Annotated in this window: 22 protein-coding genes and 2 tRNA genes; 13 read left to right on the top strand and 11 right to left on the bottom strand. The window is 45.4% G+C overall.

The genetic code is table 11. The features are described 5' to 3' along the window. Positions 1–2,663 (bottom strand): VCBS domain-containing protein (locus AB4583_RS14560; protein WP_372117962.1); only part of this gene is annotated, 2,663 nt, incomplete at its 3' end. 233 nt (positions 2,664–2,896) lie between these two features. Between AB4583_RS14560 and AB4583_RS14555 the strand changes: the two genes are divergently transcribed. The 5 genes from AB4583_RS14555 to AB4583_RS14535 all read left to right on the top strand — a co-directional run bounded on the left by AB4583_RS14555 (position 2,897) and on the right by AB4583_RS14535 (position 10,444). Next, entirely contained in the window at positions 2,897–3,361 is a 465-nt protein-coding gene (locus AB4583_RS14555; protein ID WP_108208380.1) for a hypothetical protein, read from the top strand. A 99-nt stretch (positions 3,362–3,460) separates the two neighbouring features. After that, the gene (locus AB4583_RS14550) at positions 3,461–4,903 is read left to right on the top strand and encodes a TolC family protein (protein ID WP_372117964.1); all 1,443 of its coding nucleotides are present in this window, start codon (positions 3,461–3,463) and stop codon (positions 4,901–4,903) included. Positions 4,904–4,914: 11 nt separating this feature from the next. Next, entirely contained in the window at positions 4,915–6,657 is a 1,743-nt protein-coding gene (locus AB4583_RS14545) for an efflux RND transporter periplasmic adaptor subunit (protein WP_372117959.1), read from the top strand. Then, positions 6,654–9,797, top strand: coding sequence for an efflux RND transporter permease subunit (locus tag AB4583_RS14540; protein WP_372117956.1), 3,144 nt, complete (start codon positions 6,654–6,656; stop codon positions 9,795–9,797). The genes AB4583_RS14545 and AB4583_RS14540 overlap by 4 nt, the downstream gene beginning before the upstream one ends. A 107-nt stretch (positions 9,798–9,904) precedes the next feature. Then, complete coding sequence (locus tag AB4583_RS14535; RefSeq protein ID WP_372052172.1) at positions 9,905–10,444, top strand: cupredoxin family protein; 540 nt, start codon at positions 9,905–9,907, stop codon at positions 10,442–10,444. A gap of 126 nt (positions 10,445–10,570) precedes the next feature. Here AB4583_RS14535 and AB4583_RS14530 read toward each other — a convergent pair whose 3' ends face one another. The 3 genes from AB4583_RS14530 to AB4583_RS14520 form a co-directional block, all read right to left on the bottom strand. Continuing rightward, positions 10,571–10,828 carry a hypothetical protein gene (locus tag AB4583_RS14530; RefSeq protein ID WP_372117953.1) on the bottom strand — a complete coding sequence of 86 codons (258 nt, stop codon included), beginning with the start codon at positions 10,826–10,828 and terminating at the stop codon, positions 10,571–10,573. Positions 10,829–11,153: 325 nt separating this feature from the next. Then, a tRNA-Gly gene (locus tag AB4583_RS14525) sits at positions 11,154–11,228 on the bottom strand. 38 nt (positions 11,229–11,266) lie between these two features. Then, positions 11,267–11,341, bottom strand: a tRNA-Gly gene (locus AB4583_RS14520). Between the two features lie 523 nt (positions 11,342–11,864). Between AB4583_RS14520 and AB4583_RS14515 the strand changes: the two genes are divergently transcribed. From AB4583_RS14515 to AB4583_RS14490, 6 genes are all read left to right on the top strand, one after another. Beyond that, on the top strand, positions 11,865–13,028 hold the full coding sequence (locus AB4583_RS14515) for a threonine/serine exporter family protein (protein WP_004731486.1): 1,164 nt from the start codon (positions 11,865–11,867) through the stop codon (positions 13,026–13,028). 179 nt (positions 13,029–13,207) lie between these two features. Beyond that, a complete protein-coding gene (locus tag AB4583_RS14510; RefSeq protein ID WP_372117951.1) occupies positions 13,208–13,546 on the top strand; it encodes a zinc ribbon domain-containing protein YjdM in 339 nt (112 codons plus the stop codon). A 72-nt stretch (positions 13,547–13,618) separates the two neighbouring features. Continuing rightward, entirely contained in the window at positions 13,619–14,113 is a 495-nt protein-coding gene (locus tag AB4583_RS14505; RefSeq protein WP_017069746.1) for a GNAT family N-acetyltransferase, read from the top strand. A gap of 92 nt (positions 14,114–14,205) precedes the next feature. Further along, the gene (locus AB4583_RS14500) at positions 14,206–14,637 is read left to right on the top strand and encodes a GNAT family N-acetyltransferase (protein WP_372117947.1); all 432 of its coding nucleotides are present in this window, start codon (positions 14,206–14,208) and stop codon (positions 14,635–14,637) included. A 140-nt stretch (positions 14,638–14,777) separates the two neighbouring features. After that, positions 14,778–16,139 (top strand): DUF1800 family protein, encoded by a 1,362-nt coding sequence (locus tag AB4583_RS14495; protein ID WP_017081500.1) that lies wholly within the window; start codon positions 14,778–14,780, stop codon positions 16,137–16,139. An 8-nt stretch (positions 16,140–16,147) separates the two neighbouring features. Next, positions 16,148–17,335: a DUF1501 domain-containing protein gene (locus AB4583_RS14490; protein WP_102333476.1), complete on the top strand. Its 1,188-nt coding sequence runs from the start codon at positions 16,148–16,150 to the stop codon at positions 17,333–17,335. A 68-nt stretch (positions 17,336–17,403) separates the two neighbouring features. On the opposite strand, the gene AB4583_RS14485 is transcribed toward AB4583_RS14490, so the two are convergent. Beyond that, positions 17,404–18,015: a LysE family translocator gene (locus tag AB4583_RS14485; RefSeq protein ID WP_372117945.1), complete on the bottom strand. Its 612-nt coding sequence runs from the start codon at positions 18,013–18,015 to the stop codon at positions 17,404–17,406. A gap of 102 nt (positions 18,016–18,117) precedes the next feature. Between AB4583_RS14485 and AB4583_RS14480 the strand changes: the two genes are divergently transcribed. Beyond that, positions 18,118–18,999, top strand: a complete 882-nt coding sequence (locus tag AB4583_RS14480; RefSeq protein WP_372117942.1) for a LysR family transcriptional regulator — start codon at positions 18,118–18,120, stop codon at positions 18,997–18,999. A gap of 63 nt (positions 19,000–19,062) precedes the next feature. Here AB4583_RS14480 and AB4583_RS14475 read toward each other — a convergent pair whose 3' ends face one another. From AB4583_RS14475 to AB4583_RS14450, 6 genes are all read right to left on the bottom strand, one after another. Further along, entirely contained in the window at positions 19,063–20,007 is a 945-nt protein-coding gene (locus AB4583_RS14475) for an ADP-ribosylglycohydrolase family protein (RefSeq protein ID WP_017068169.1), read from the bottom strand. A 192-nt stretch (positions 20,008–20,199) separates the two neighbouring features. Next, positions 20,200–21,126: an amino acid ABC transporter permease gene (locus AB4583_RS14470; protein WP_372117939.1), complete on the bottom strand. Its 927-nt coding sequence runs from the start codon at positions 21,124–21,126 to the stop codon at positions 20,200–20,202. Positions 21,127–21,303: 177 nt separating this feature from the next. After that, a complete protein-coding gene (locus AB4583_RS14465) occupies positions 21,304–22,113 on the bottom strand; it encodes a transporter substrate-binding domain-containing protein (RefSeq protein ID WP_017093706.1) in 810 nt (269 codons plus the stop codon). A 12-nt stretch (positions 22,114–22,125) separates the two neighbouring features. Further along, positions 22,126–22,923, bottom strand: a complete 798-nt coding sequence (locus AB4583_RS14460) for an amino acid ABC transporter permease (protein ID WP_009845515.1) — start codon at positions 22,921–22,923, stop codon at positions 22,126–22,128. Further along, positions 22,923–23,669 (bottom strand): amino acid ABC transporter ATP-binding protein, encoded by a 747-nt coding sequence (locus AB4583_RS14455; RefSeq protein ID WP_029224268.1) that lies wholly within the window; start codon positions 23,667–23,669, stop codon positions 22,923–22,925. The genes AB4583_RS14460 and AB4583_RS14455 overlap by 1 nt, the downstream gene beginning before the upstream one ends. A gap of 225 nt (positions 23,670–23,894) precedes the next feature. Then, positions 23,895–25,043 (bottom strand): iron-containing alcohol dehydrogenase, encoded by a 1,149-nt coding sequence (locus tag AB4583_RS14450; RefSeq protein WP_372117935.1) that lies wholly within the window; start codon positions 25,041–25,043, stop codon positions 23,895–23,897. 192 nt (positions 25,044–25,235) lie between these two features. On the opposite strand from AB4583_RS14450, the gene AB4583_RS14445 reads away from it, so the two are divergent. Next, on the top strand, positions 25,236–26,120 hold the full coding sequence (locus AB4583_RS14445; RefSeq protein WP_372117932.1) for an AraC family transcriptional regulator N-terminal domain-containing protein: 885 nt from the start codon (positions 25,236–25,238) through the stop codon (positions 26,118–26,120). Positions 26,121–26,172 lie beyond the last annotated feature (52 nt).

Raw genomic sequence — 26,172 nt, 5'->3', positions numbered from 1 at the left:
GAAGTTGTTACCGCTTTGTCAGTTTCATCGATGGCAATGGTCGCGCTGCTGACAGTAGCAGCGTCATTAGTGCCGTTAATCGTGACTTTAATGGTCGAAGGTGTGCCATCAATAGACGATACAGTGAAGGTCTCTTCGACTTTATCGCCGACGTTTAGTTGATTAAACGCGCTGTTGGCGGTGAAGGTCCATTGGCCATTAGCACCAATGGTGAGGTTGCCGTTGGTGCCAGTAATGGAATCTGGAGTGAACGCATTATCCGGATTATCGACATCGGTGCTGGTTAACGTTCCTGATGTCGTTTCCGCTTTATCAGTCTCATCCACACTGACTGTTGCGGTACTGACTGTCGCTGCATCGTTAGTGCCATTAATCGTCACCTTGATGGTCGACGGTGTGCCATCAATAGACGAGACAGTGAAAGTCTCTTCGACTTTATCGCCGACGTTCAATTGATTAAACGCGCTGTTGGCGGTGAACACCCAATGCCCATTAGCATCAATAGTTAGGTCGCCATTAGCTCCAACAATGGAGTCTGGCGTAAATGTGTTATCAGGATTATCAACATCGGTACTGGTTAACGTGCCTGATGTCGTTACTGCTTTGTCGGTTTCATCGATGGCAACGGTCGCGCTACTGACAGTAGCGGCGTCGTTAGTGCCGTTAATCGTCACTTTGACCGTTGACGTTGTGCCATCAGCAGAATGAACGGTGATGGTGTCGGTAGCGGTTGCTCCTTTGCCCAATGCTTGAACGTTAGGATTTGTATTATCAAGATCGTACGTCCAAGAACCAGTATCGGTCAGATGAAGCGTACCAAACGAGCCTGCAATATCGGTACTTCCTGTGGATGAAGTAGCGAAGTGTGCCTCGCCAGTATCCACATCCGTTACCGCAAGTGTGCCCGAGGTCTGAAGTTGGGACTCTTCGGTTACCACGCCGGCACTGGTTCCGCTTATCACGGCTTTATCATTGGTGCCGTTAACGGTAATTGCAATTTGATGAGGAGTGCCGTCGGCGGAGTGGATGGTTATGATGTCTGTTGTCGCAGAGCCTTGACCAAGAGCCTGTACTTTTGGGTTTTTATTATCTAGGTCGTAGCTCCAATCGCCATTGTCTTTAAGGTGTAAAGTACCCAGTGTCCCCTTGAGGTCGGAATTAGAAAAATGCGCCTCTTTTGAGTCGATATCGGTGATGTTGAGTTGGCCCGAAACCGTTAGATCTTTATCTTCAGTAACTTGACTTGAGCCATTACTTGTCCCGATAGCGAAAAACGAACTTGGTGAATTTGCTGTACTACTCGTGATTACTGCATGGTCGTTGGTGCCATTGATCGTAACCATAACTTGATGCGCTGTACCATCAGCTGAGTGAACAGTGACGATGTCTGTCGCAGTTGAACCTTGGCCAAGTTTTTGAACTACTGGGTTATTGTTGTCTAAATTGTATGTCCACGCACCGTCTTTGGTGATGCTTAGCGTACCGAAATTACTAGTCACTTGTGAGGCTTGAAAGTGGTCCTCTCCAAGATCAGAGTCCGTTACCGAAAGCTGCCCTTGAACTTGTGTCGTTAAATCTTCAGTTAACGTGCCAGCATCCACACCCGTAATTACGGCATTGTCGTCGTTTCCGCCAATCGTCATATCGATCGTTTGAGGTGTGCCATCTTTGGTGTGAATTGTGAAACTTTCATGCAGTGAAGTGGCTGCGGTTAAAGCTTGAACATTAGAGAGCGAGTTATCAACTTGATACTGCCAATGTCCATCAGCATCGATAGTTAATGAACCATATTTACCTGAGATAACTTCCGGCGTAACCGAACTTTCATTTTGGTCAGGGTCTATGACATCGATTTTGCCGTTCGCATGTAACAAGCCTTGTGAATCAATATTGTGATCTTCTGTTACCACACCTGTTAAGTCTCCAGAAATATTTGGCGTGTCTTGCTTACCTGTTACCGGTATCTGAACAATGATGCTCGAGCCGTTAGATAGATGTAACGCAAAATGATCAGTACCTGGTTGGTGCTGGTTTAACAGGATGTATTGAGGAGAATTTGGATTCAATACGAATGTGTATTGACCATTTGCATCAACATGAAGCTCTCCGTACGTACCTTTTATGACTTCTGGCATAAAGGTGACAGGTAAAGCGGGCGTCGTAGGCGCATTCGAATGAGTCGGCTGACCGTTACTCCCTGAGGAGATAGTCGGCATCGATACCGAAGGAATGTAATGGACTTGCGGGTGAGAAAGCGTCGATAAATGATGAGAAGGAACCAAGTGAGAGCTCGAACCATGGGCGGCATGACTTGCACTTAAGGTTGAGTTTACGTCGTTGTCACTCGTCTGAGCTTCTTGGAGAGCAACCGCTGATGAGTCCGCCTTGCTATGGTCATCGGTGACATCTTTTTCGGTCACGTTATTTGCGGTTACTTGATCTGCAGCGTCGCTGGCATTGTCTATACTTTCTGCAGCAGCGTGTTTAGCCAATGATGGCAAAATCATCATGAGTGACTGAAAAAGTGGGATATTCACTTTTAGATGTGAATGCAGTCTGCGCTTCTTTTTTTGTGTTGGTTTCTTTTGTTCTATCTCGTTACTTTTCTTATTTTTGATTTCTGTATTTTTCTTGTTTGCTTCGACGTTTTTTTTGTTAGCCATTTTTATCATCCGTGAATCGTGGTTGCACTATCTTAAGTAAAATACACAGATAGAGGTTTCGCTAGCTAATTGGATAATTTTTAAAGAAAAAACTGCAAAGTCGAAGAATTATCTCATTTTGATGAAAGAGAGGATGAATACTTTTTCAACGGTCAGGCAAATATCGGCACAATGGCATTGACCTTACCCTAAGGGTAACGTTTATAGTTGCGGTGTAAATTCAAAGGTAAACTATGACAAACTCATTCCGAAAAACTTGGATTATTGTTTTCAGCATCATTGCGATGTTGATGTCTAGCTATGCCTCAAGCTCCTCAGCCTTGATGACTGAAGTAATGATGATGGAAATGGGGTCGAGCAAGTCGGCTTGTTACCACAGCGATACTTCGGTTAATGATTCAATGGCAGGGTGTCATGTGATGAGTGAAGAAGTACACGCTGAAGACTCTAACATGAGTGCCCATGCTTTGATGGCTCAATTCGATATGTCTTCAATGAGCGAAGACGGCAGTCCGATGATGGGTAACCATTGTTCGAGTGCCGATTGCTGTGCCTCAATGTGTTCTGCAAGTCCCTATCCAATTCAGGCTGTTCAAGCCGTTGATCAACTTTCCTTTTCATTAGCTCGTTTTCAATCGGTCACGATTGGCCAGAAAGTCGCACGCGCTCAATCTTTGCTACGCCCACCTTCCGCATAAATCTATATCTAAAAATACAGCTCTATCAGTTAGATAAACCTGATAAGCCATTCTTTTTTATGCGCTAATTAGCGCTAGATATGGACATTCATTGTGAATATGAAACCAACAACCTCTGTGTTTGTCATGAACACGAGCTTAGTGGTTGCTGCTGCCTTGCCTATGGCCTTGTTTTCAAGTGCTACGCTCGCGGCTACCACGGCGTCAGCTTCAAATGCTCAACACATTTCAGCACATGACCAAGCAAGCTCAACGCAGCAACTCAATACACTGATTGAGATTGCTTTAAGCGAAGATGGAAATCGTAAACAGTACTTTGCTCAGTCTCAAGCGATGCGAGAAACGGGTATTGCCAGCTCGACCTTAATGGACCCGAAATTGAAAGTTGGATTTGGCGGTTTGCCTGTCGATAGCTTTCAATTCGACGAAGACCCGATGACTAATATATCGGTAGGGCTGATGCAGCAGTTTGAGCGTGGCGATACGCTTAACCTCCAACAGAAAAAGGCAGGCCAGCAGGCTGATGCTTTAGCTTTGCAGGTGCAAGCAAGAGAATTGACGGTTGCGAATAGCATGACGCAGCTTTGGCTTGAGTTAGGTTATCAGCAAAAGGCTGAGTCGGTGATTCGTCAAAATCGTCGTTTGTTGGTTGAGCTTGAAAACTATGTACAAACCAATTACTCGATTGGTAAAAGTGAAGCGCAAGATCTGCTTAACGCTCAGCTTCAAGTGAGCAAGCTTGATGAGAAACTTCAGGCAAACCAGCAAGTTCAGCGCCGCTTAATCTCTCAGCTTTCTGAATGGTTGGGTTCTGATTGGCTAGGCTCTCAGGTTCTTGATTCTCAGGGCACACTGAATGCAACTAACCAAATCGATTGGTCATTGTTGGAAAGCAAATTAGCGACCAATATCGATTCAACCAAGCACTACCAGCTACTGACTGACCATCCTTTGGTTAAGATCTCCGATGTCAGTATTTCCTCCAATCAAACTCAGGTCGAGTTAGCAGAGCAAGCTTATACCCCGCAGTTTGGGGTGGAAGTGATGTATGCACACCGTCAAGCCAATAACATGGCGGGTGAAACAGCTTCTGATCTGGTGAGTGCTTATGTGACAGTCGACATCCCGCTGTTTACAGGGAATCGACAAGATAAAAACTTATCGGCTGCTCAGTATCAAGTTGGTGCGGCCAAATCTCAAAAAGACACCTTACTTTCCCAAATGAACGCGCAAGTGAACGCATTGCTGGTGGACAGATCAAATCTGATCCAGCGATTAGATCGCTATCAAACGTCCTTGCTTCCTCAAACCGCAGCCCGAATCAGCGCGGTTGAGAGGGGCTATCAAAACAATACCGCCCAGTTTAACGACGTCATTTCAGCAACGACCGATGAGCTGGCGCTTCAGTTAGAGCAACAACGTTTGATCACCGACCTCAACATCGTTAACAGCAAACTGGCGGCGTTAGTCAGTGGCTTTGAATACCAAGTAAACCAACCACAACTCAGCTCAAGCGCAACTAAACACACAGCCAATCAATAAGGGAATAGACAATGAGTACAGTAAAAGTAGCAACAATCGCTTTATTGGTCGGTGGTGCATTGGGTTTTGGTGTGAACCATTTTCTAATTAATCCAGCACATGACATGTCAGCAATGGCAACGAGTACAGGCGCAGATGTAAGTAAACAGGCCAGCGATGAGCCTTTGTATTGGGTAGCTCCGATGGACCCAAATTATCAGCGTGATAAGCCGGGCCAGTCGCCAATGGGGATGGATCTTATCCCTGTATATGCTGACGATGTGAACGGCGGAGCCAAAGATAAGCCCGGTACCGTGTTCATTGATTCTTCGGTAGAAAATAACCTGGGTGTCAAAACAGCGAAAGTTAAGTTCGAAGCGCTGTCTCCTCGGATTGAAACCGTGGGTTATGTGGCGTTCGATGAAAGTACATTGTGGCAAACCAACGTAAGAGCAGCTGGTTGGGTTGAGAAGCTCTACATCAACGCAGTGGGTGAGAAGGTAAACAAAGGTGATGTGCTTTTCACACTCTATTCTCCGGAGCTTGTTAAAGCTCAAGAAGAGTTGATCAGTGCTTATAAAACGGGTCGTAAAGGTTTGATCAAGGGCTCGACTGAACGCTTGATTACCTTGGGTGTTGATAAGACGCAAATCCGCGCTATTACGCGACAAGGCAAAGCTTCGCAAACCATTGAAATAAAAGCGCCAGCCGATGGTGTCATCGCAAGCCTGAATATCCGAGAAGGTGGTTACCTTTCACCGGCACAAGCGGTGATCAGTGCTGGCCCATTAGGCGAAGTATGGGTTGATGCTGAGGTGTTTGAGCGTCAAGCGCACTGGATCTCGTCAGGCAGCAATGCAGTGATGACGCTAGATGCCATTCCTGGCAAAGAGTGGTTGGGTAATGTCGATTACGTGTACCCAATCCTTGACCCAAAAACTCGAACTTTGCGCGTTCGTTTGAAGTTCTCCAATCCAAATGGCGAGCTTAAGCCAAATATGTTCGCCAATATTGCGCTGAAACCCATCAGTGATGAAGCCGTTCTTACTATCCCAAGATCTTCGGTGATTCACTCCGGTGGTATGACTCGAGTGGTGATGTCAGAAGGTTCTGGCAAGTATCGCTCTGCTCGTATTGAGGTTGGTCGTGAAGCTGGCGAAAAAATAGAGGTGCTTCAAGGGCTAGAGCAAGGTGAGAGTATTGTCACTTCTGCACACTTCATGTTGGATTCTGAATCGAGCCAATCAGCTGATCTGTCACGCATCAATGGTGTTGAGGAAGAAGCGGAAACCGTATGGGCAAACGGTGAAATTTCCGATGTTATGCAAGGCAGCCGTATGGTGACGATTAACCATCAGCCTGTTCCAGAATGGGATTGGCCGGGCATGGTGATGAATTTCACGTTTGCGGAAGGCTTAGACATGAGTGACGTGCAACGTGGTAAGGCGATTGATTTTGAGATGAGAAAGACAGAGTCAGGGCAGTACGAGGTTGTTGATTACAAGGTCAACAAACACAAGATCGCAGGCGAAGTTTGGGTAACGGGTGACATCACTATGTTGATGGCAGATTTTGGCATGATCACCGTAAAACATCAGCCAGTCCCAGAGTGGAATTGGAAAGCGGGTGAAATGAATTTCCAAGCCAGTGATGACCTTGATTTATCTGAGTTTGCCGAGGGACAAACCATTCGGTTTCTAGTGGCGAAGCAAGGTTCTGATTATGTGCTCAAATCTCTCGAACCGACGAATAGCACGGGTGAGGGCGAACTATGATCAATGCAATCATTCGCTGGTCTATTAGCAACCGCTTCTTAGTGTTGGTTGCTACTGTAGCCATCGTATTTGGCGGCTTATACAGCGTTAAAAATACACCTGTCGATGCCATTCCTGATTTGTCAGATGTTCAGGTGATCATCAAAACCAGTTATCCGGGGCAAGCCCCACAAGTGGTCGAGGATCAGGTGACCTATCCATTGACCACCGCCATGTTAGCTGTACCGGGTGCTGAAACAGTTCGTGGTTACTCGTTCTTTGGTGATTCCTATGTCTATATCATCTTCAATGACGATACTGATATGTACTGGGCACGTTCACGAGTGCTGGAGTACCTAAGCCAAGTTGCACCTAACTTGCCTTCGAGTGCTAAGCCAACACTAGGGCCAGATGCAACCGGTGTGGGCTGGGTTTACAGCTATGTTCTGCAAGATAAAACAGGTCAGCACGACTTAGCGGAACTTCGTAGTTTGCAAGATTGGTTCTTGAAGTATGAGTTGCAAACCGTAGAAGGCGTGTCTGAAGTGGCGACCGTTGGCGGCATGGTGAAGCAGTATCAAGTGCAGATTGATCCTGCCAAGTTACGTGCTTATGACCTAACACTTCAACAGGTCAACAAGGCGATCCAAGATGGTAATCAAGAAACAGGAGCGTCTGTTGTCGAGATTGCCGAAGCCGAGCACATGGTTCGTACGACGGGTTACCTGACAAGCATCGAAGACATTCAATCTCTGCCGTTAAAAGTGACAGACAAAGGTACACCGCTACTATTAGGTGACATTGCTGACATTAACCTCGGCCCGCAAATGCGTCGTGGTATCTCGGAGCTCAACGGTGAGGGTGAAGCGGTTGGCGGCGTTATCGTGATGCGCTTTGGTGAAAATGCCAGTGAAGTGATCGATTCGGTTAAATCCAAGCTTGCGGAACTGCAAGCAGGCTTACCTGATGGTGTCGAGATTGTCGCGACTTATGACCGTTCTACTTTGATTGATTCAGCCGTTGAAAACCTTTGGAAGAAGCTGGCTGAAGAGTTCATCGTGGTCGCCGTGGTGTGTGCGCTGTTCTTGTTCCATATCCGCTCGTCGTTGGTTATCGCACTAAGTCTGCCTGTAGGTATCTTAGGTGCATTCATTGTGATGCATTGGCAGGGTATTAACGCCAATATCATGTCTCTTGGCGGGATCGCGATTGCGATTGGCGCCATGGTGGATGGTGCCATCGTGATGATCGAGAACGTTCATAAACACATTGAACGGACTCCGCTCACTGACAAAAACCGTTGGCAGGTGATTGGTAAGGCAGCAGAAGAAGTTGGCGCACCGCTGTTCTTCTCTCTGATTATCATTACCTTGAGTTTTGTGCCTGTGTTCGCGCTAGAAGGGCAAGAGGGCAAGATGTTCTCGCCACTTGCATTTACCAAGACGTATGCAATGGCCGCTGCAGCCGGTTTGGCTATCACGCTTGTTCCTGTGCTAATGGGTTACTTCATTCGCGGCAACGTGTTACCTGAACACAAAAACCCAGTAAACCGAAGCCTAGTGGCGATGTATAAACCGCTTCTGAACCTCAGCCTCAAGTATCCCAAGGTGATGATTGTTATCGCACTTGGCTTAATGGCGTCTGCTTATTACCCAACCAGTAAGCTTGGTAGTGAGTTCATTCCTCCTTTGGATGAAGGGGATTTGATGTACATGCCAACCACGTATCCGGGCATCTCAATTGGTAAAGCGCGTGAGTTGTTGCAACAAACCAACAAACTCATCAAAACCATTCCAGAAGTCGAAACCACGTGGGGCAAAATTGGTCGAGCAGAGACAGCAACCGATCCTGCGCCACTGACTATGATTGAAACGGTTATTCAGCTTAAACCGCGAGATCAGTGGCGTGACGGTGTCACTACGGAGTCTCTGCGTAAAGAGTTTGATGATCTGATTCAATTCCCCGGTTTGACCAATGCTTGGGTCATGCCAATCAAAACGCGTATCGACATGTTGGCGACCGGTATTAAAACGCCAATTGGTATCAAAATCGCAGGCCCAGATCTGAGCGTGATTGAGGATATTGGCTCTCAACTTGAACCCATCCTCAATAGCGTGAGTGGTACGGCTTCTGTCTACGCTGAGCGTGTTGCGGGTGGTCGTTATGTGACGATAGACATCAAACGTCGTTCTGCTGCGCGATATGGCTTGAGCATTAAAGAAGTGCAACAGGTTATTTCGACTGCGGTTGGTGGCATGAACGTGGGCGAAACCGTTGAGGGGCTAGAGCGTTACCCAATCAATGTCCGTTACCCACAAAGCTATCGTGATTCTGTCGTTAAGTTGCAGAACCTGCCGTTAGTGACACCAAACGGTGCTCGTATCGCGCTTTCTGATGTCGCGGATATTCGATATGAAGATGGCCCTCCGATGATCAAAACAGAGAATGCGCGTCCTAATGGTTGGGTGTTCGTGGATATCGAAGGGCGTGACCTTGGTTCTTATGTGGCAGAGGCACAAAAAGTCGTTACAGATCAGCTTGTTTTGCCTGCGGGTTACTCACTGGCTTGGTCTGGTCAATACGAGTACATGGAACGTGCCAAAGATCGCTTAAGTGTGGTCGTGCCTATCACCATTGCCATCATTATGTTGCTGCTGTATTTGAGCTTCCGCCGTGTCGGTGAAGTGATGATGATCATGCTGACATTGCCACTCGCGATGGTGGGTGGTTTATGGCTGATGCATGTCCTCAATTATAACTTCTCCAGTGCGGTGGGTGTGGGCTTTATCGCGCTTGCCGGGGTAGCTGTCGAGATAGGTGTGATCATGTTGGTGTATCTCAACCAAGCGTGGCACTTCAAAAAGCTTGATGCCGAACAGAGCCAGCAAACACTCCAACAAACCGATCTCACTGATGCCATTCGTGAAGGGGCAGGGCTTCGTGTGCGTCCAGTAATGATGACGGTTCTCACTGTGATCATTGGCCTCATTCCAATTATGTATGGCGAAGGTACGGGCTCTGAAGTGATGCAGCGAATTGCTGCGCCGATGATAGGCGGAATGGCGTCTGCACTATTGCTTACCCTACTGGTGTTGCCTGCAATCTTTAAGCTCTGGAAACAGCGTGAGATTACGCACAGTCAAAATGAAATAAACAAATAACGTATTGATTATTAGCCCTTACTGACTAAAAACAGAGTGAGTAAGGGCGTACCACATGAACATGTGAAACTAACAAATAAATAACTGAATTAATCTAAGGAACGATCATGAAAAAGACACTTATTGCGATTGCACTGACGTTAACTACTGCAACGGCTTTTGCTGAAATGGACCATTCAACTGTTGATCATTCAAGTATCGCCCATTCAAACATGGATCACTCGATGATGAAGAGTGGAGAGATGGACCATTCGATGATGAATATGGAAGGCATGTCTGAAGTGGGTATGCCTGCGACAGGCGCAAAGCCGGATAAAGTGGTTCATGTTCTGCTAAGTGACGATATGAAAATCACATTTAAGAACAAGGTTGATATTGAGCCGAACGACGTGGTGCAGTTCGTTGTGATGAACACAGGCAAGATTGATCACGAATTTTCGATTGGTTCTGCTTCAGAGCAGCTAGAGCACCGTGAAATGATGAAAAACATGGGTAATCACGCTCATGACTCGGGCAGCACAGTTACAGTTAAGCCGGGTAAAGCGAAGCAATTGCTGTGGCATTTCCATGGTGATAATAACGTAGAGTTAGCGTGCAATATCCCTGGTCACGCTGAAGCGGGTATGGTGAAGTCGTTAACGCTTTAGACGTTAATCAATAGCGCTTTGTTGAATTAGAAATTCAATGAGGGCTAGAAAATTAAAGATAAGTCTTAACTTATACCTAAAGCGCTTTGCTGTGAGGGATTCGCTGAGGCTTATCTTTATTTATAGTCACTGTAGCAAGATAGAAGTTTCAAGCAGATGGTGTGCTTCGCCGCTCAGATGCGGTAGCTCTGCCATGATCTTTTTAAACTTGTCATCTATTGACTCTGCTTCATTCAGCGATCGAAAAGCCAGTACAGCCTGTTCAGGCTCGCTGTTCACATAACCTTTCAATGTATCTAGCTGAATTTTATTGGCATTTTCAACTTTTGCTAACGCGACATTAATTGCTTCGATGTTAATTGTTAACTCATTGGTTTTAAACATTTTTTATTATTTGTGGGTTGTTGCTAATGCGCGCACATTACCACAATGATTTTTGCAGATATTGACCAAGATTATTAAATTGGAACAATTTTGAAAATCATTAAAAGCTGAACTGCAATGTGTGATTTGGATAGGTGTCAGAAATACGAAGCGATTTAAGGAGTTAATAGCTTTGGTTGGTCACTTAGCGTTGATTCGTCAATCTAAGCTTAAATAAAATAAGTTTAGTCAGTATAGATTTAATGATTATGGACTTAGCAAACGGCGAAAATTTTTGAATAGGGTGTCGCTGGAAGAAAGTGCGTAATGAAGCTTAAGGAGAAGTTGGAGCGTGCAGCGGGAATCGAACCCGCATCATCAGCTTGGAAGGCTGAGGTAATAGCCATTATACGATGCACGCACACTGTCTTAAGAGTAAGACTGAGGCATCAAGAAGACTGGAGCGTACAGCGGGAATCGAACCCGCATCATCAGCTTGGAAGGCTGAGGTAATAGCCATTATACGATGTACGCACATCGTCTTAACGAGAGTGATAATGCCACATCTAACTGAAAACGAAACCTTTTTCTTTCATTTTTATTCTAAGTGCTCGCATAACCACCACACCGCTAGTTTTTCAATCATGTTCGGCGTTTTCACAGTGAATAAAATGTGACTAAACTCTCGCTAAACGGAGGGCGAGAAACAATGGAAAATCCCCCGCTATTTCTGTGACAAATTTGGTTTGATTTATAAACCAGTTTGTTGGTGTTAGCTTGTCATAAAATCCATGTAAATTAAGGAATTTTGAGTGTTAATATAAACTGATTTTTAATCGTGTTTTGGCGTCCGTTAATAACAATCTGAATGCATAAATTTAACTTATCAGCCTGTCAAAACATTCAGTAAACTAATCCCAAATGAGTAGAGTTATAGGTACTTATAAGCCTTTGCAGAAAAAAGTAACGAGTTCAGTTGATAATTCACGCAAAAGTCTCGTCATTCCGTCTATCGTTTGGTACATTTGCCGCACATTTTGTCTCCCCTAAAATTCCCATGCCTTCTCAGTTCCGAATTAACAAAATTGTTGAAATTGGTGACACTCTTCACCGCAGTGGCTGTGCTCCTTACAAGCTAGAGAAATACACTCAATTCTATGCAAAAAAGCATGGTGTTGATGTGATGATCCAAGCAACGCCAACTGCGATTAACTATCAATTTCCAGACGATAACAACGCCGTTATTCTTAAGCGTCTAAAGCCTGCGTCAATTAACCTGAGTTTGTTGGCCAATACGATCATTCGTATTAACCAGCCAAGCAGTGAGCCTGTACCAGAGCCTGTCGGTTACTCAAAATTTGTGACTGCACTTGCCAATATGGGTATTCCGCCTGCTTATTTGATGCTGGTGGGCAGTACGTTGGAAGCGGTGGGCTTTTCTGCGTTATTGGGTTTGATGGTGTGGGTATGTCAGCAAGTTCTTCATTCACGTCGTGCTATCGCGGTTGAGTTCATCTCGGCACTGCTAACCGGTATCTTCGTGGCGTTTCTGGCGAGCACAGGGTTGCCGATTCCGGTGTGGGCGTTGTGTATCGCCTCGATTGTCTTGTTTGTCCCCGGGTTATCCATAGCTAACGCATTAGAATGTTTGGCGTTTAATGACTTGGTTTCAGGTACCAGCTTGCTAGGGCAGAGCGCCTTAACCCTGATTAAGCTGTTTGTCGGGATTATCATGGGGCTCAACATCGGTGAAGCGATATGGGGACAAGCGGTCTCCATCGACTATACCAACGCGGTACCGATGTGGATGCACATATCTGGCTTGGTGCTGATCTCTGTATCTATCGGTGTGATGTTCAATGCTCGCCCTAAAGATATCTTACTCGGTTTACCAGTTGCCGTTCTCGGTATGTGGGGCCCATTCTATCTAGGTTTTGATAGTGGTTGGGTTGTCGGCACTTGGGTGACGACGGTTCTTATTACTTTGTACGGAACTTGGATTGCCAAGAAGATGGAGCTCACGGGTTCTATTTATATCGTGCAAGGGATCATCATCTTGGTTCCGGGTAGCCGAGTATTAGTGAGTGCCAGCCAGTCGGTGTTTGAACAATCGATTTTGCCTATCCCGAGTATTGGTTTATCGGCGTTATTCATGTTCTCGGCAATCGTGGCAGGGCAAATTACCGCTTACTCGATTTACTCACCAAAAGTCGAACGTTAAGCCGTTCCGCTTTTCAAACCTTTAAACAAACACAGCTTAGCGGCTGTGTTTGTTCGTTTTAGGTGCTGCTCTTTTTTGAAGACAATTAGCTCTCCGTAAAACTTGTTAGATTTATGCTCGCTAAGCCTGACAAGAGCCATTAAAATGGAACAAATTCTATTTAAATTAAGTATTAACGTATGTCTCTACCTCCTTGCCCGCAATGCCAATCTGAATATGTTTACCCAGACCAAAACAACCTAATCTGCCCTGAGTGCACCTACGAATGGAACCCAGAAGAAGAGCGTTTAGAAAGAGAAGCCGCGCGTGTTAAGGACGTGAATGGCGTTGTATTGGAAAGTGGCGATAAAGTTACCTTCATTAAAGATCTAAAAATTAAAGGCAGTTCTAGCGTATTGAAAATTGGTACTAAAGCTGTGATTCGACGCATCAATGAAGGCAAAGATCACCAACTAGATTGCAAGCTGGATGGTGGCGGTGAAATGCTGGTTACGGCGAAGTACGTTAAGAAGCAGTAGTCGATAATAGGTCAAAATTGCGAGTCGCTCCTGAACTAAATAGCGTAGAAGCCGTTGGAGAATCAACATCATATGGACATGGTTAAAGCTGCTCTTTCACATTCAACGGCCTTTCATTACTATGTGAACGCTTGCGCTGAGGATGGGGTAGATATTTACACGGGGATTTCCGATGGCAGTGATGCCTATTTAGAAAGACGAATTGCTTATTCAAAAGGCGAGGGTTTGCCAGAAGGGTGGACGCCTGCTTCTACGTATTTTTGTATCGACTCTGGTCAAATCCTTGGTGTCATAAGAGTTCGTCATGGTACCAGTCCGCACATTCACGATGTTATTGGACATATCGGATATGAGACGCTGCCACAAGCCAGAGGGCGGGGTATCGCAAGTCATATGTTGTCTTGGGTTCAACGACACGTATTGACCGAAAGCGCTATTATTACGTGTGAGAGGGGCAATATTGCTTCGCAAAAGGTGATAGAGAAGTGCGGTGGACAATTCCTGAATACCTTTTATTCAGAGCAAGATAAACACGAAGTCTTACGTTACCAACTAGAACCAAAATGAACATTTAAGCGTGGCATTTTTGGTTGTGTCTGGGGCTCTGAATTCCGGCTTAAACGAAAATGAAACCATAGCCAATTATTGTTGGAGGTATTTTGAAGTATTCAACAAGACCGGCTCAGTCATCAGATTATAAATTTCTGTTCGAGCTTAAGAAGGCCGCTGAGTTTGAACCAATCAAGGCCGTATTTGGCTGGGATGAACAAATTCAACGAGATATACACGCCGAAGAGTGGGCAGAAGAACGGCCTGAAATCATTGAATATCAAGGTAAAGCGATTGGTAGTGTGTTGTTGCAAGACAAAGGCGAGCACTTCTATTTTTGCCGATTCTTTCTACTGCCTGAATATCATGGCAAAGGTATTGGCAGCCAAGTTTTAACGGATTGCTTAGCTCAAGCAGCCAAACTCAATAAGCCTGTGGAGTTGTGTTATTTACAAGGTAATCGAGTTGGGGAGTTGTATTTAAGGTTTGGCTTCGAAATCACCTCGCAAAACGATCAGTTTGTCTATATGTGGCGTGAATAGACACTCATTCAAAATGATCACACCGTGTCGGTAACTTGATAGGCACCTGACACTTATCTAACGTAAAACCTTGTAAAGCTCCCTATGCTTGATGACTAAGCGATTACACTTAGAAAAGATCGAGCGTAAGGGAGTGTGCAATGAATTATTACCCGACTTCAAAAATCGTGGGTGAACAAAGGTTTGGCTTTGGGCCAAAACTAGGTCAAACAACCTATTATTCTCCTGTAGAACAGTTGGATAAAAAGCCATTCGTTCACCAAGCTATACAAGACTTACCGAGTACTGAATCTACTCTGATTAAAGTAGGAGAGAATCGTGTACAACGAATGAAGGCCAAGGGTGACGAACAACAGATGCAAGCCACGAAGAAAGAAGCGCAGTCTTTTCTTCGAACGCAGTATCGACAACAAGCTCAAGCTCGCCACCTACAAAGTGTTGAAACTCCTTATGGTTTTCAAGAGCGCATCATTCAGTTTTGGAGCAATCACTTCGCCATCTCGGTCGATAATCGAAAACTGATGCCCTTGGCCGCCAGCATTGAAAACGATGTGGTTCGCCAGCATTGGAATGGTAACTTTGGCGAGATGCTGATGGCTTCTTCTAAACATCCTGCGATGCTTCTGTATCTCGATAATCAACTCTCGATTGGTCCCAATTCAAAAGTCGGAAAGCGCCGTAATAAGGGTCTCAATGAGAACCTCGCTCGTGAGATCTTAGAACTCCACACTCTTGGCGTTGACGGTTCTTATACTCAGCAAGATGTTATTGCTTTAGCAAAAGGCATTTCAGGCTGGGGCATTAAATTCAAATCTCCTGATGCTGGTTTTCGATTCGCTAATAATCTGCATGAGCCAGGAAGTATCACACTGCTTGGAAAGTCCTATTCTCAATCCGGGGTCTCGCAAGGAGAGTCGTGTTTAAAAACCTTAGCGACCCACAAAGACACTGCTGCGCACTTGGTTGATAAGCTTTGCCAGCATTTCATTGGCGACATATCTAAAGAACTCTCAGAGCAAATGGTTGCTGAATATCTGAAAGGCGAGGGAGATTTACTGCCTATCTATCGCTTGTTATTGAACAGCGCTGAGGCGAGTAAACCTAACCCTAATCGTTTTAGACCGCCGAAGGAGTGGCTGTTTGCCGTTCTTCGTAGTGCCGATATTTCTTTAAACGAGAAACAGGCATTCAATGCACTCAACAATTTAGGGCAGCCTCCTTTTAAACCGGGTTCACCTGCAGGCTGGTCGGATCAAGACAGAGACTACAATAGCCCTTCGGCGTTGACTCAACGTATGCAAGTTGCGAATAGGCTTGCGTCTGCTGCAATAAAATCGGCTAAAGCGTCAGGAGTTAAGCCGAAAGCGGTAGTGGATAAAGTGATCGCGGGTTTATATGGCGATGCTATTGATGAACACACCCAAATTGTATTGAACAAAGCCGACAGCGCTGCAATGCAACTTTCCCTGTTGTGGCTAAGTCCGCAGTTTCAATATCGTTAGGAGTGGGTATGAAAAAGTCAGATTGTTCTCAGAATAAAGCGCCACATAGTATTAACCGCCGCCAGTTCATGGGTATTGCGGCGGCTGTTGGCGTCAGTGCGATGCTGCCATTTCCAAGCTTTGCCAAAACAGGTTCAGACAATATCTTCATTTGGGTATCACTGCGTGGCGCGATGGATGGTTTAAATGTTGTAGTGCCGCATGCCGATCCGGATTACTCTAATTTGAGACCCAACATCGGATTAAAACCTGAACAGCTAGTGAAGTTGGATGATTTCTTTGGGCTTCACCCATCCCTAAAGCAATGCCATCAATGGTATGAGAGTAACGAACTCAGCTTTGTACACGCTTGTTCAACCGCTTATCGCGAGCGCTCACATTTTGATGGACAGAAGATATTGGAGAATGGCACTTCCGACCCGTTTAACACCGTAGGGTGGATTAACCGTTTACTCACGTTGAGCTCAGAAAAATACGATGGAATAGCGATTGATTCGGGCTTACCACTCATCATGCAGGGCGAATCGACCGTTGCAAGTTGGTACCCAAACCGCTTAAAAACACGTGATAAACAAACGGAACTGCTGGAGGAGTTGTTTCAAAGTGACCAAATGCTGTCTTCAAACTTTGAAAGTGTCATGAAGATAGATCAACTGGTAGGCGACCAAGGTGTCGGCAAACAGTTTAAATCATTGATGGGTAAAACAGGCGACATATTGTCGGCTGATAACGGACCAAACATCGCAGCGTTAGAACTCGGTGGGTGGGACACTCACGCCAATCAAGGCAACGTAAATGGACGGTTGAGTAATCAGCTTAAAACTTTGGATGTTGGGTTAGCGGCTCTCAAAGCTTCACTAGGTGATCGTTGGCAGAAGACAGTGATCATCGCGGCCAGTGAATTTGGTCGAACAGCAAAAGAAAACGGCACCAAAGGCACCGACCATGGCACTGGCAACGTCATGTTTGTTGCGGGTGGTGCGCTGCCATCGTTGAAAGGAGCGGGTGGTAAGGTTATTACCAATTGGCCGGGCTTGAGCCAAAGCCAGCTATATGAAGGCCGAGACCTTAGTCCAACGACTGATATGCGTTCGGTTATCAAGGGTGTGCTCAACCGACATTTATCGATAGAAGTGAAACAACTCAACGCTATCTTCCCTGATAGTGCCGATATTAGACCGATGAATCTTGTTTAGAGTTTTACCAAGACCCAGTTAGATGCGATTCAGTCGTTTGAATCGCTCTCTATTTGTGACTCGCTTGTTTACGATTTAATCGCCAACAGTGCTCCGAACGTCACTAAGCCAAATCCACATGCTTGATTAAGCCTTTTCTTTGCTCTCAATAGATGCTTTTTCAATGTATTCGAAGTAAACAGCATAGCGACAACGCCAAACCATAAACCGTGAAGAACGATCATGTAAAGCCCATAGCCGAGCGCGACATGCTGGTTTTCTGCATCAGGTGAGATGACTTGGCTGAAGATGCTCAAAAAGAACAACATGGTTTTTGGGTTGAGCACGTTACATAAGAAGCCTTGGGCTAAATAGCGCCAAACACTGGTGCTTTGCTTTGCATCTTCCATCGGGGCAAGCTTGTTGTCCGCACTCAAGATACCTTTTAGCCCTAGATAAATAAGGTAGGTTGCACCTGCGTATCTAATCATGTCAAACAGCTGCTCATTCTGTGAGATTAAGTAACTGATCCCAAGCATTGAATAACTGATGTGAGCACAAATCGCTAAACTCACACCGATTGCAGTCCAAATCGCTGCTTGTCTTCCTTGGTTGACACTGTTTTTCAAAACTAAAACGAAATCAGCGCCTGGGCTGATAACAATCAATATTCCCAATACTGCTAGGATTAACCACTCCATAATGACTCCAACTCTTTATATTTGATGAGCCAGCATTGTATGGTTTTTTATTGCTGCCTATAATCGAAATGAATTCCACCTATCTGTGAGAAAAAATCACACATGAGGCATTTGAAAGCATTTCATATTTTCCACGTAGCAGCGCATTCGAGTAGTTACAGTGAAGCGGCGGATAAACTCAATATCACACATGGCGCGGTGAGTAAGCAGATCAAGGTATTGGAAAATCACTTATCCCAAGTTTTGTTCTACAAACAGGGCAGGAATGTGTGTCTCACCAAAGAAGGGGAATTACTCAAAGGTTACACAGAGCAAGCGTTCCAAGCCTTGGAGACTGGAGTCCATAAGCTTAATCAGCTGAATCATCAAGCGTTGGAGGTTTCATGCGAACCCACATTGACCATGCGCTGGTTAATGCCTCGACTCGGTGATTTCTATAACGAATCCGGAATTGATGTTCGATTGTCTACCGCAGGTGGGCCTGTGACATTAGGCTCAACTGGATTAGATATGGCCATTCGCCGAGACGACTTCAACGTAACCGAGCATTACAAACAGATACCGTTAGTTGAAGAGTGGGTAGGCCCTGTGTGTTCCCCGGGTTATTGGCAGCAGGTAAAAGATAACTTAGATGATGTGAAATTACTGCACAGCAGTACACGGCCAGATGCTTGGAGTCATTGGGGTGCTATCACTATAGATAAAGTTAATGGTGGAGAGTGGTCAAAAGCTCGAGCGAACCAAACATTTGCACACTTCTACTTTTGCTTTCAGGCGGCTGTCGATGGGTTAGGCATAGCGCTTGGGTCTTATCCACTTGTCGCCGACGATCTTGAAAGAGGTAACTTGATCGCGCCGTTTGGCTTCGTACCTTCTGGTCACCAGTACATATTGCTCACGCAAGATAGCAACCATGAAGAGCCAGAAAGCCCGTTTGTTGTTTGGCTGAAGAATGAGTTATCGCAGTGTGTTCCAACTTTATAGGAACGACATCCGACCTAGAAGTGTGCTTGTCTTATGTCAGGCTCTAGTTCGTTGTTGTGGAAATCACTCAATAGGCAAAGACAGCACACCGCCATTGAGTTCGACTTGTTTTAGCCATTCGGTTGGAATGCCTCCATCTTCCTCGTAGAAACACGCCGCTAATACCGCGCCAATTACAATTGCACGCCCGCAGCTATCGCCCCCACATAAAATGTTGTCGCGGATACCTTGTTTAAAGCTCTGAGCGCCAGCAATGATGCGAATCAGCAGCGGGAACGCGGCACTCAATTCGCAATGCAACCCGAACTTTTTCGCGGCATCTGTTATTGAAAGCTCAGGCGCTGAGAGGGCTTCATCGATTTGATCGTGTATGAACTTGCTACAAGTTTGTCGCACCATCTCTACTGATTGCAGTGGAGAGTTGCCTTGAATTGCCGCTTGAACCAATAAGGTGATGGCTTGTGCCCATTCCACGGCTTTGTCGTTGTTGTTGGTCACTCGTACCGCACTCTCTACCATTGCCGGTAAGGTGTGAGAGGTGTAAGTACACGCCACTAAAGGAATTAGCTTTGAAACAGCAGGTAGCTGGGTGTCATCAGCGCCACAGGCTGTGATTGGAGCTTCTGTTAGCTCTAGTTTATGTATGTTCAGCAAGCTCATACGAGTCGCTTTATCAATGTAACCTTGCCAACTGCCACCAAAATCAAACCAGAAACGGAAGTGCTTAATGTAACTCGCTTCGTCGTAGTGTTGATTATCGGCTAGGCTATCGACCATCGCCAATAACTGAGCACCGTATTGTGATTGGTCGCCAGCGGTTTTACCTTGGTGGGCGAAGTAGCCCTTGTCTTGATAATCGAACTGGTTTGGTGAGCGAAATTCTGGTTCAAAACCCGCCACGTGCAAGATCCTCTCTTGGTCATACAGCCAGTGCAGCCCCATTGAAGCGGCGTCTCCAACCAATGCGCCAACAACGGCGTAAAAAGCTCTTTCTTTATGATTGTCCATGTTGAGTGATGTCCTTGAGAAGAATCAACGCAGTTCGATACTTTAAGTATAGTGATTAGGCGAGTATTTTGCTGTGTTTCTAAGAAGAAATATGAAGGGATAAATCCTGATTGGTCAATAGCTTAAACCAATCAGGTGAAATGGATAAGGGCGATGAATAGTCTGGTGAATTCGTATTTTTGATTGGTGGGGTTATTGATGGTTGAGATAGGCACTAGAGCGCTGCTCAATCACTTTGAAAAGACGTGAAAGCGCAAAGCACAAAGCAAAATATACGAAGCCAACAATGAGCCAGATCTCAAAGATCAAACCTGAAGAGTTTGCCATTTCAGTACCAACAAACGTCATCTCTTGGATAGAAATCAGAGACACAATCGACGTGTCTTTAACCAAAGATATTGCTTGGCCAGCCAATGGCGGTGTGATAGCCGTTAATACTTGCGGGCCGACTACAAATCGATACTTAGACAATGCAGACAGACCGAGTGAATCGGCCGCTTCCCATTGGCCTTTAGGAATACCTTCTAAGCCAGCTCTAATTACTTCAGCAATATAAGCAGAAGAGAGCAAGCCAATACAGATAACACCAGACGCCAAGTTTTCCCAAAGGTTAGCTGGGCCGAACAGAAAATCTTGAACAGCATTAATCTCGCCGTTGTGTTCACGTAAAATGCTTTCTAAACCAAGCAATGGGATCAGCTGGTTAGAAACAAAGAAGTAAAAGATAAAGACAAACACCAGTGGCGGAATATTTCGAACCAACTGGATAAAAATCAGTGCAGGCGTTCTGAAGAAAGCGATTTTGGAGTGCCTTGCGACGCCAAGTAATGTCCCAAAAGAGAGTGCTAACACCATGCTCCAGACACTCAAGCGCAGTGTCGCGATCAAGCCTTGGAAAAAATAAGGGATGTTACCTTCGGAGGGCGGAATAAAAATCAGGGTAAACGCATCTTCCCATCGCCAATGGTAGTTGATACCAACAGCGGAACGATAATAAAGCCAGCCTGCAAACACACAAATAACGGCGAGTAACACGCCATCTAAAAGAGTAAGGCGTTGATACCAAGGCTTCATATGAACGTTGGGCTTAGGTGTTGTTAATGCGCTAGTACTACTCACGTCATTCCTGTTTAAACATTAATTATTATTGGGTTGTTGCTTGGATTTAAAACGAATCAAATAAAGCTACTTAAAAAGGCTACTTAAATCGTCGATGAGAAGGCAGTGCAAACAGTGCACTGCCTTGATTCAGATTCGACAGATTAGCTCATATTAAAAAGTGAGCTCAACTTCAGATTACTGACCTTGAGCAATCTGATCTTGCCAATCCAGAGTAGAGAACCAGTATTCGTAACGCTCTTTCAACCAACCGTCTTCAGTACGTGCTTTGATCCATTCGTTGAAGAATTCTGCCTTGTCAGTTTCACCTAGGCGAACTGCAAATGCTTCGTTACCTTTGGATAGACGCTCTTCAAATGGAATAAATAGCGTATCTGCGTTTTTAATCGCTTCGTGTTCTGGTTTCGGGCTAGACGCGATAACTGCGTGCGCGTTGCCGTTTAACACTTCTTGGAATGCTTGAGCATCGTCATCGAACTGTAGAACTTTCGCTTTAGGGAAGGTTTCACGAGCCACTTGAACGGTGAACGCACCACGACGAGCGGCAATTTTCACGCGGCGAGAATCAAAATCAGAGATTTGAGTAAAACCTTCCGCTAGCTCTTTATTAGCAGCCAGTTGAACACCAGAGTGCGAGTATGGTTCAGTGAACAGTACGCTTTTAGCTCGCGCTTCAGTAATAGACATACCGCCGATGATCACATCAAACTTCTTCGATAATAGAGAAGGGATAATGCCGTCCCATGCCGTAGGTACAAATTCGACTTTCCAACCTGAATCTTCGGCAAGGCGTTTCGCCACGTCGATTTCAAAGCCAACGAGATCGCCTTGTTTGTTACGCATCGCCCAAGGAACAAATGTCGACATACCAACGCGCAGTGAGCCACGTTCGTTTATTTTGTCTAGGTTAGGCGTTTCAGAAGCAAGTGCAGGCAAACTTACGGCAAGCGCAAGTAGGGCTGTAATCGCGGTTTTAAATAGCTTCATGCTGATAAATCCTTATTGTGTTCGCCAGTTAGCTCCGAGCTTATGCTCAAGCCAAGCAGCAACGGCAGAAAGTGAAAGTGTAAGAGCAAGATAAATGATCGCCACAGAGAACCAAATCTCGAATGGCATCGCGGTTTCAGAAACAATGTTTCTGGCTTCAGTCGTCAGGTCAAAAATAGCCATGACACTCACAATTGAAGAGTTTTTAATAAGAGAGATCACTTCATTGGTCAAAGGTGGCAAGGTGCGTTGCACCACCTGAGGAAGAATCACATCCCAGTAAGTATAGGTCTTTGATAAGCCCAAGGATTGAGCTGCTTCAAATTGTCCTCTCGCAATACCATTTAAACCAGCACGAAATATCTCGGCGGTGTAAGCGCCTTGGAAAAGTGCCAAGGCTAAAACGGCAGTACTAAAGCGATCGAGCCCTAATACGGGGCCAAATACAAAATAGAGCAAATAAATTTGTACTAATAACGGCGTGTTACGAATCAACTCAACATAGCTGGTGGCTAAGGTGCGTCCAACTACAGAATTTGAGTTTCTCAATAGCGCCGTCGTTAAGCCGATGATCAGTGTCGCGACCAAAGAAATCAGAGAGATATTGATGGTAACCAGTAGCCCTTCAACTAACTCTGCAGGCCACCATTCGCCATCTTCATAGAAAGCAATATAGTCCGGCACGCGCTCCCATTGCCAGCTGTATCCCATGGTTTGTGCGCCAGAATCGAGAATCCAAACAACAGCAGCCACCAGTACAACAATTTGTACTAGAGCGGAAAGGGCGGGTTTAATAATTCGAATCAACATTAATAAGTCAGGATCTGATTTAGGAACGCTTGAGTACGTTCATGTTGAGGGTTTTCAAAGAGCGCTTGTGGCGTATTCGATTCCACAATTTGTCCTTCATCCATGAAGATAACGCGGTCGGCCACTTGTTTCGCAAAGCCCATTTCGTGGGTCACACACACCATGGTGATACCTTCGCTCGCCAGTTCAACCATCACGTCGAGCACTTCGTTGATCATCTCCGGATCAAGCGCTGAAGTCGGTTCATCAAAAAGCAGTAATTCAGGCTTCATGCACAGCGAACGGGCGATAGCTACACGTTGTTGCTGACCGCCAGAAAGTTGCACTGGGTATTTGTTGGCTTGTTCTGCAATGTGCACACGCTCGAGATAGTGCATTGCTATTTTTTCGGCTTCTTGTTTGCTTTTTTTAAGCGTACGAATTGGAGAAAGAGTAAGGTTCTCAAGCACGGTAAGATGGGGGAATAAATGAAAGTGCTGAAACACCATTCCGACTTGGCCCGGTGTGTTGAACTTACTCGGGAGTACTTGTTCTAGCACGGAAAGTTCGCCACTTTCGAAAGGTTCTAGCTGATTGATGCAACGGATCAAGGTTGATTTACCCGAACCAGACGGCCCGCAAATCACCACTATCTCTCCTTGTTCAATATTTAAATCGATACCCTTTAGGGCATGAAAATCACCATACCACTTGTTAAGTGACTTAAACTTAACCATTTCCTTGAGATTGTTCAAATCGTTGTTCATACCTAGTAAAGAGACAGGTTTACCTTAACAATATAGAAATATGATTGCACATAAAATTAGGGACTTATGAGAATTTAATAGCATCTTGTAGGGCAAATTAAAAAGCAGCGCTCAAAATGAACGCTGCTTCTGTTGTACGAAAGAAAAAAGTAATGGGTTCAGTCAGATGTGAAAATTCATCGTTGTATGACCACTATCTTTACTTTCTCTCTATTTTCCCGATTCTTAGTGAATCGCAGACTCTAGAATCTCACGTGTTTTCTCTGGCGTGATTGCTTGATTCTCACCAAGTTGTAGGTAGCCGTGTGATTCAAGTTGAGCGACAACATTGTCAATCGCCGTTGCTTTGTTTGTTTCGTAGCCGTCAAACATGGTTGCTACGTCTAGGCTGTGGTAGAACGCTTCGATTGCAGCGATTGTGCGTTCTGCTAAATCAGCACCCGCTTCTAGGCCAAATACGTTACGACCCATTTGCTCTAGCTTGCCGCGCTTAGCTTCGATTTGGTTACGAAGTAGTGAAGGTTGAACAATCGCAAGCGAACGTGCGTGATCTACATGCCATAGTGCAGTGAATTCGTGGCCAATCATGTGAGTTGCCCAATCTTGAGGAACACCCGTACCAATCAGGCCGTTAAGCGCTTGGTTTGCTGTCCACATTAGGTTTGCACGCCATGCGTCGTTGTCACGCTCGTCGTATTGCTTACCCAGTACAAGTAGGTTCTTAAGCAGTGTTTCTGCGTAACCGTCTTGAACCATTGCGTCTGTTGGCATCGTGATGTATTGCTCACATACGTGAACCCACGCATCAACTAATCCGTTGATCAGCTGGCGCTCAGGTAGAGACTTCATTACATCTGGGTCCATAACCGCAAACTTAGGCTGTACTGCAGGGTTCATGAATGCCAGTTTCTCTTGAGTCGCTTTACGCGTGATTACCGCACCCATGTTAGATTCAGAACCTGTCGCAGGAAGTGTCAGTACCGCACCGATTGGCGTCGCTTCAGTTACTTGGTATTTGCCCGTTAGGATGTCCCAACCGTCGCCGTCATATTTAGCCGCTGCAGCAACGTACTTAGAGCCGTCGATTACTGAACCACCGCCAACAGCGATAATGAATTCTACGTTTTCTTCTTTAACAAGAGCGACTGCTTTGTCTAGCGTCTCTTTGGTAGGGTTTGCTTCAACGCCAGAGAACTCGATCCAAGAGTGATCTTTCAAAGATTCTACAACTTGGTCGTAAACACCGTTGCTCTTGATTGAACCGCCACCATAGATGACCAGTACTTTCTTCGAAGTATCAACCGCTTGGCTGATAGCGTTGATTTGGCCTTGGCCGAAATGGATAACAGTAGGGTTAACGTAAGTAAATTGCATCAGAGATTCCTTGTGTAAAGCGAAATTTGTTATTTTGGTTTATTGCTCAATTTCTATATTTGCATATTAGTACAGTAATCTAGGTCAATGAAGAGCTGTTCCTCCAAATAAATTGCCTATTTCTACAAAGTTGATATTCTTCTCTGCTTTAGCTTACTTACTCTTAGCACTTGGAATGGAAAGTCGCCACTTATGAAAACACTCGCGCAGTTGTTACAGTCTTATGTAGAACACAAAGGTTGGGATGACCTTGAAGGGATCAGAGAAACTGAAATTGGCGGTGTGTGGTTGTATAGAAGCAGTGGCGGGAATCAGCGTCAGCCATTCACTTACCAGTCGGGTATTATCATGCTCGGGCAGGGCAAAAAGAACATCTATATTGGCGAAAGGCCAGTGACTTACGCTGCAGGTGATTATCTTGTGGTGGGTGTGCCAATGCCGTTAGAGTGCGAAGCCTTGCCTGTTAATGGCGAACCATTGCTTGGTTTGTCGATAAGCATTGATTCTCAACGTTTGCATAGCTTAGTGAAAAAGCTCGAAGACCAAGGCTTCTTAGAAAGTTATTGCAACAAGCACAAACAGAACTCGAGTGGCTTAGAATCGACGCCGATGGAAGAGCAAATGCTAGAGAGCTTTACCCGGTTGGTGAAAACGCTGCATTGCGACATTGAAGCCAATATATTGGGCGATGCGATGGTGACAGAGATTGTCTACCGCGCATTAACCGGTTCAGAAGGGCGTGTGCTGTTTGATTTAGCTCATCATGATGGCCATTACGCACGTGTCGCTAAAGCGCTGTCTAAAGTGCATGAAGAATACGACCAAACCATCACTGTTCAATCGCTCGCTGACGAAGCCAACATGAGCGTGTCTGCCTTCCACTATGCATTCCGTAATGTCACTTTTGAATCACCACTGCAATATTTGAAGAAGGTTAGGCTCAACAAAGCGAAAGAGCTGATTCAACTAGAAGGCCTTCGTATTAGTGATGCTGCACGTCGAGTCGGTTACTCCAGCCCATCTCAATTTAGCCGCGAATTTAAGCGCCACTTCAATACTACTCCAAGAGCGGTTTAGTTCTTCTTTCAACGAAACTATGTGTTGAGAGCGGCTTTGTTTCCTAATTGGA

The sequence above is a fragment of the Vibrio sp. 10N.222.49.C12 genome (assembly GCF_041475025.1).
Lineage (GTDB): Bacteria > Pseudomonadota > Gammaproteobacteria > Enterobacterales > Vibrionaceae > Vibrio > Vibrio crassostreae_C.
This window is presented reverse-complemented; position numbering and strand designations above follow the sequence as displayed.

Coding starts and splice junctions, on each gene's coding strand:
- AB4583_RS14445 (WP_372117932.1), top strand. CDS start 25,236: ATGAAAACACTCGCGCAGTTGTTACAGTCTTATGTAGAACACAAAGGT.
- AB4583_RS14550 (WP_372117964.1), top strand. CDS start 3,461: ATGAAACCAACAACCTCTGTGTTTGTCATGAACACGAGCTTAGTGGTT.
- AB4583_RS14460 (WP_009845515.1), bottom strand. CDS start 22,923: ATGTTGATTCGAATTATTAAACCCGCCCTTTCCGCTCTAGTACAAATT.
- AB4583_RS14510 (WP_372117951.1), top strand. CDS start 13,208: ATGTCTCTACCTCCTTGCCCGCAATGCCAATCTGAATATGTTTACCCA.
- AB4583_RS14555 (WP_108208380.1), top strand. CDS start 2,897: ATGACAAACTCATTCCGAAAAACTTGGATTATTGTTTTCAGCATCATT.
- AB4583_RS14475 (WP_017068169.1), bottom strand. CDS start 20,007: ATGGACAATCATAAAGAAAGAGCTTTTTACGCCGTTGTTGGCGCATTG.
- AB4583_RS14530 (WP_372117953.1), bottom strand. CDS start 10,828: ATGTTTAAAACCAATGAGTTAACAATTAACATCGAAGCAATTAATGTC.
- AB4583_RS14485 (WP_372117945.1), bottom strand. CDS start 18,015: ATGGAGTGGTTAATCCTAGCAGTATTGGGAATATTGATTGTTATCAGC.
- AB4583_RS14450 (WP_372117935.1), bottom strand. CDS start 25,043: ATGCAATTTACTTACGTTAACCCTACTGTTATCCATTTCGGCCAAGGC.
- AB4583_RS14490 (WP_102333476.1), top strand. CDS start 16,148: ATGAAAAAGTCAGATTGTTCTCAGAATAAAGCGCCACATAGTATTAAC.
- AB4583_RS14465 (WP_017093706.1), bottom strand. CDS start 22,113: ATGAAGCTATTTAAAACCGCGATTACAGCCCTACTTGCGCTTGCCGTA.
- AB4583_RS14535 (WP_372052172.1), top strand. CDS start 9,905: ATGAAAAAGACACTTATTGCGATTGCACTGACGTTAACTACTGCAACG.
- AB4583_RS14480 (WP_372117942.1), top strand. CDS start 18,118: ATGAGGCATTTGAAAGCATTTCATATTTTCCACGTAGCAGCGCATTCG.
- AB4583_RS14505 (WP_017069746.1), top strand. CDS start 13,619: ATGGACATGGTTAAAGCTGCTCTTTCACATTCAACGGCCTTTCATTAC.
- AB4583_RS14455 (WP_029224268.1), bottom strand. CDS start 23,669: ATGAACAACGATTTGAACAATCTCAAGGAAATGGTTAAGTTTAAGTCA.
- AB4583_RS14515 (WP_004731486.1), top strand. CDS start 11,865: ATGCCTTCTCAGTTCCGAATTAACAAAATTGTTGAAATTGGTGACACT.
- AB4583_RS14545 (WP_372117959.1), top strand. CDS start 4,915: ATGAGTACAGTAAAAGTAGCAACAATCGCTTTATTGGTCGGTGGTGCA.
- AB4583_RS14495 (WP_017081500.1), top strand. CDS start 14,778: ATGAATTATTACCCGACTTCAAAAATCGTGGGTGAACAAAGGTTTGGC.
- AB4583_RS14540 (WP_372117956.1), top strand. CDS start 6,654: ATGATCAATGCAATCATTCGCTGGTCTATTAGCAACCGCTTCTTAGTG.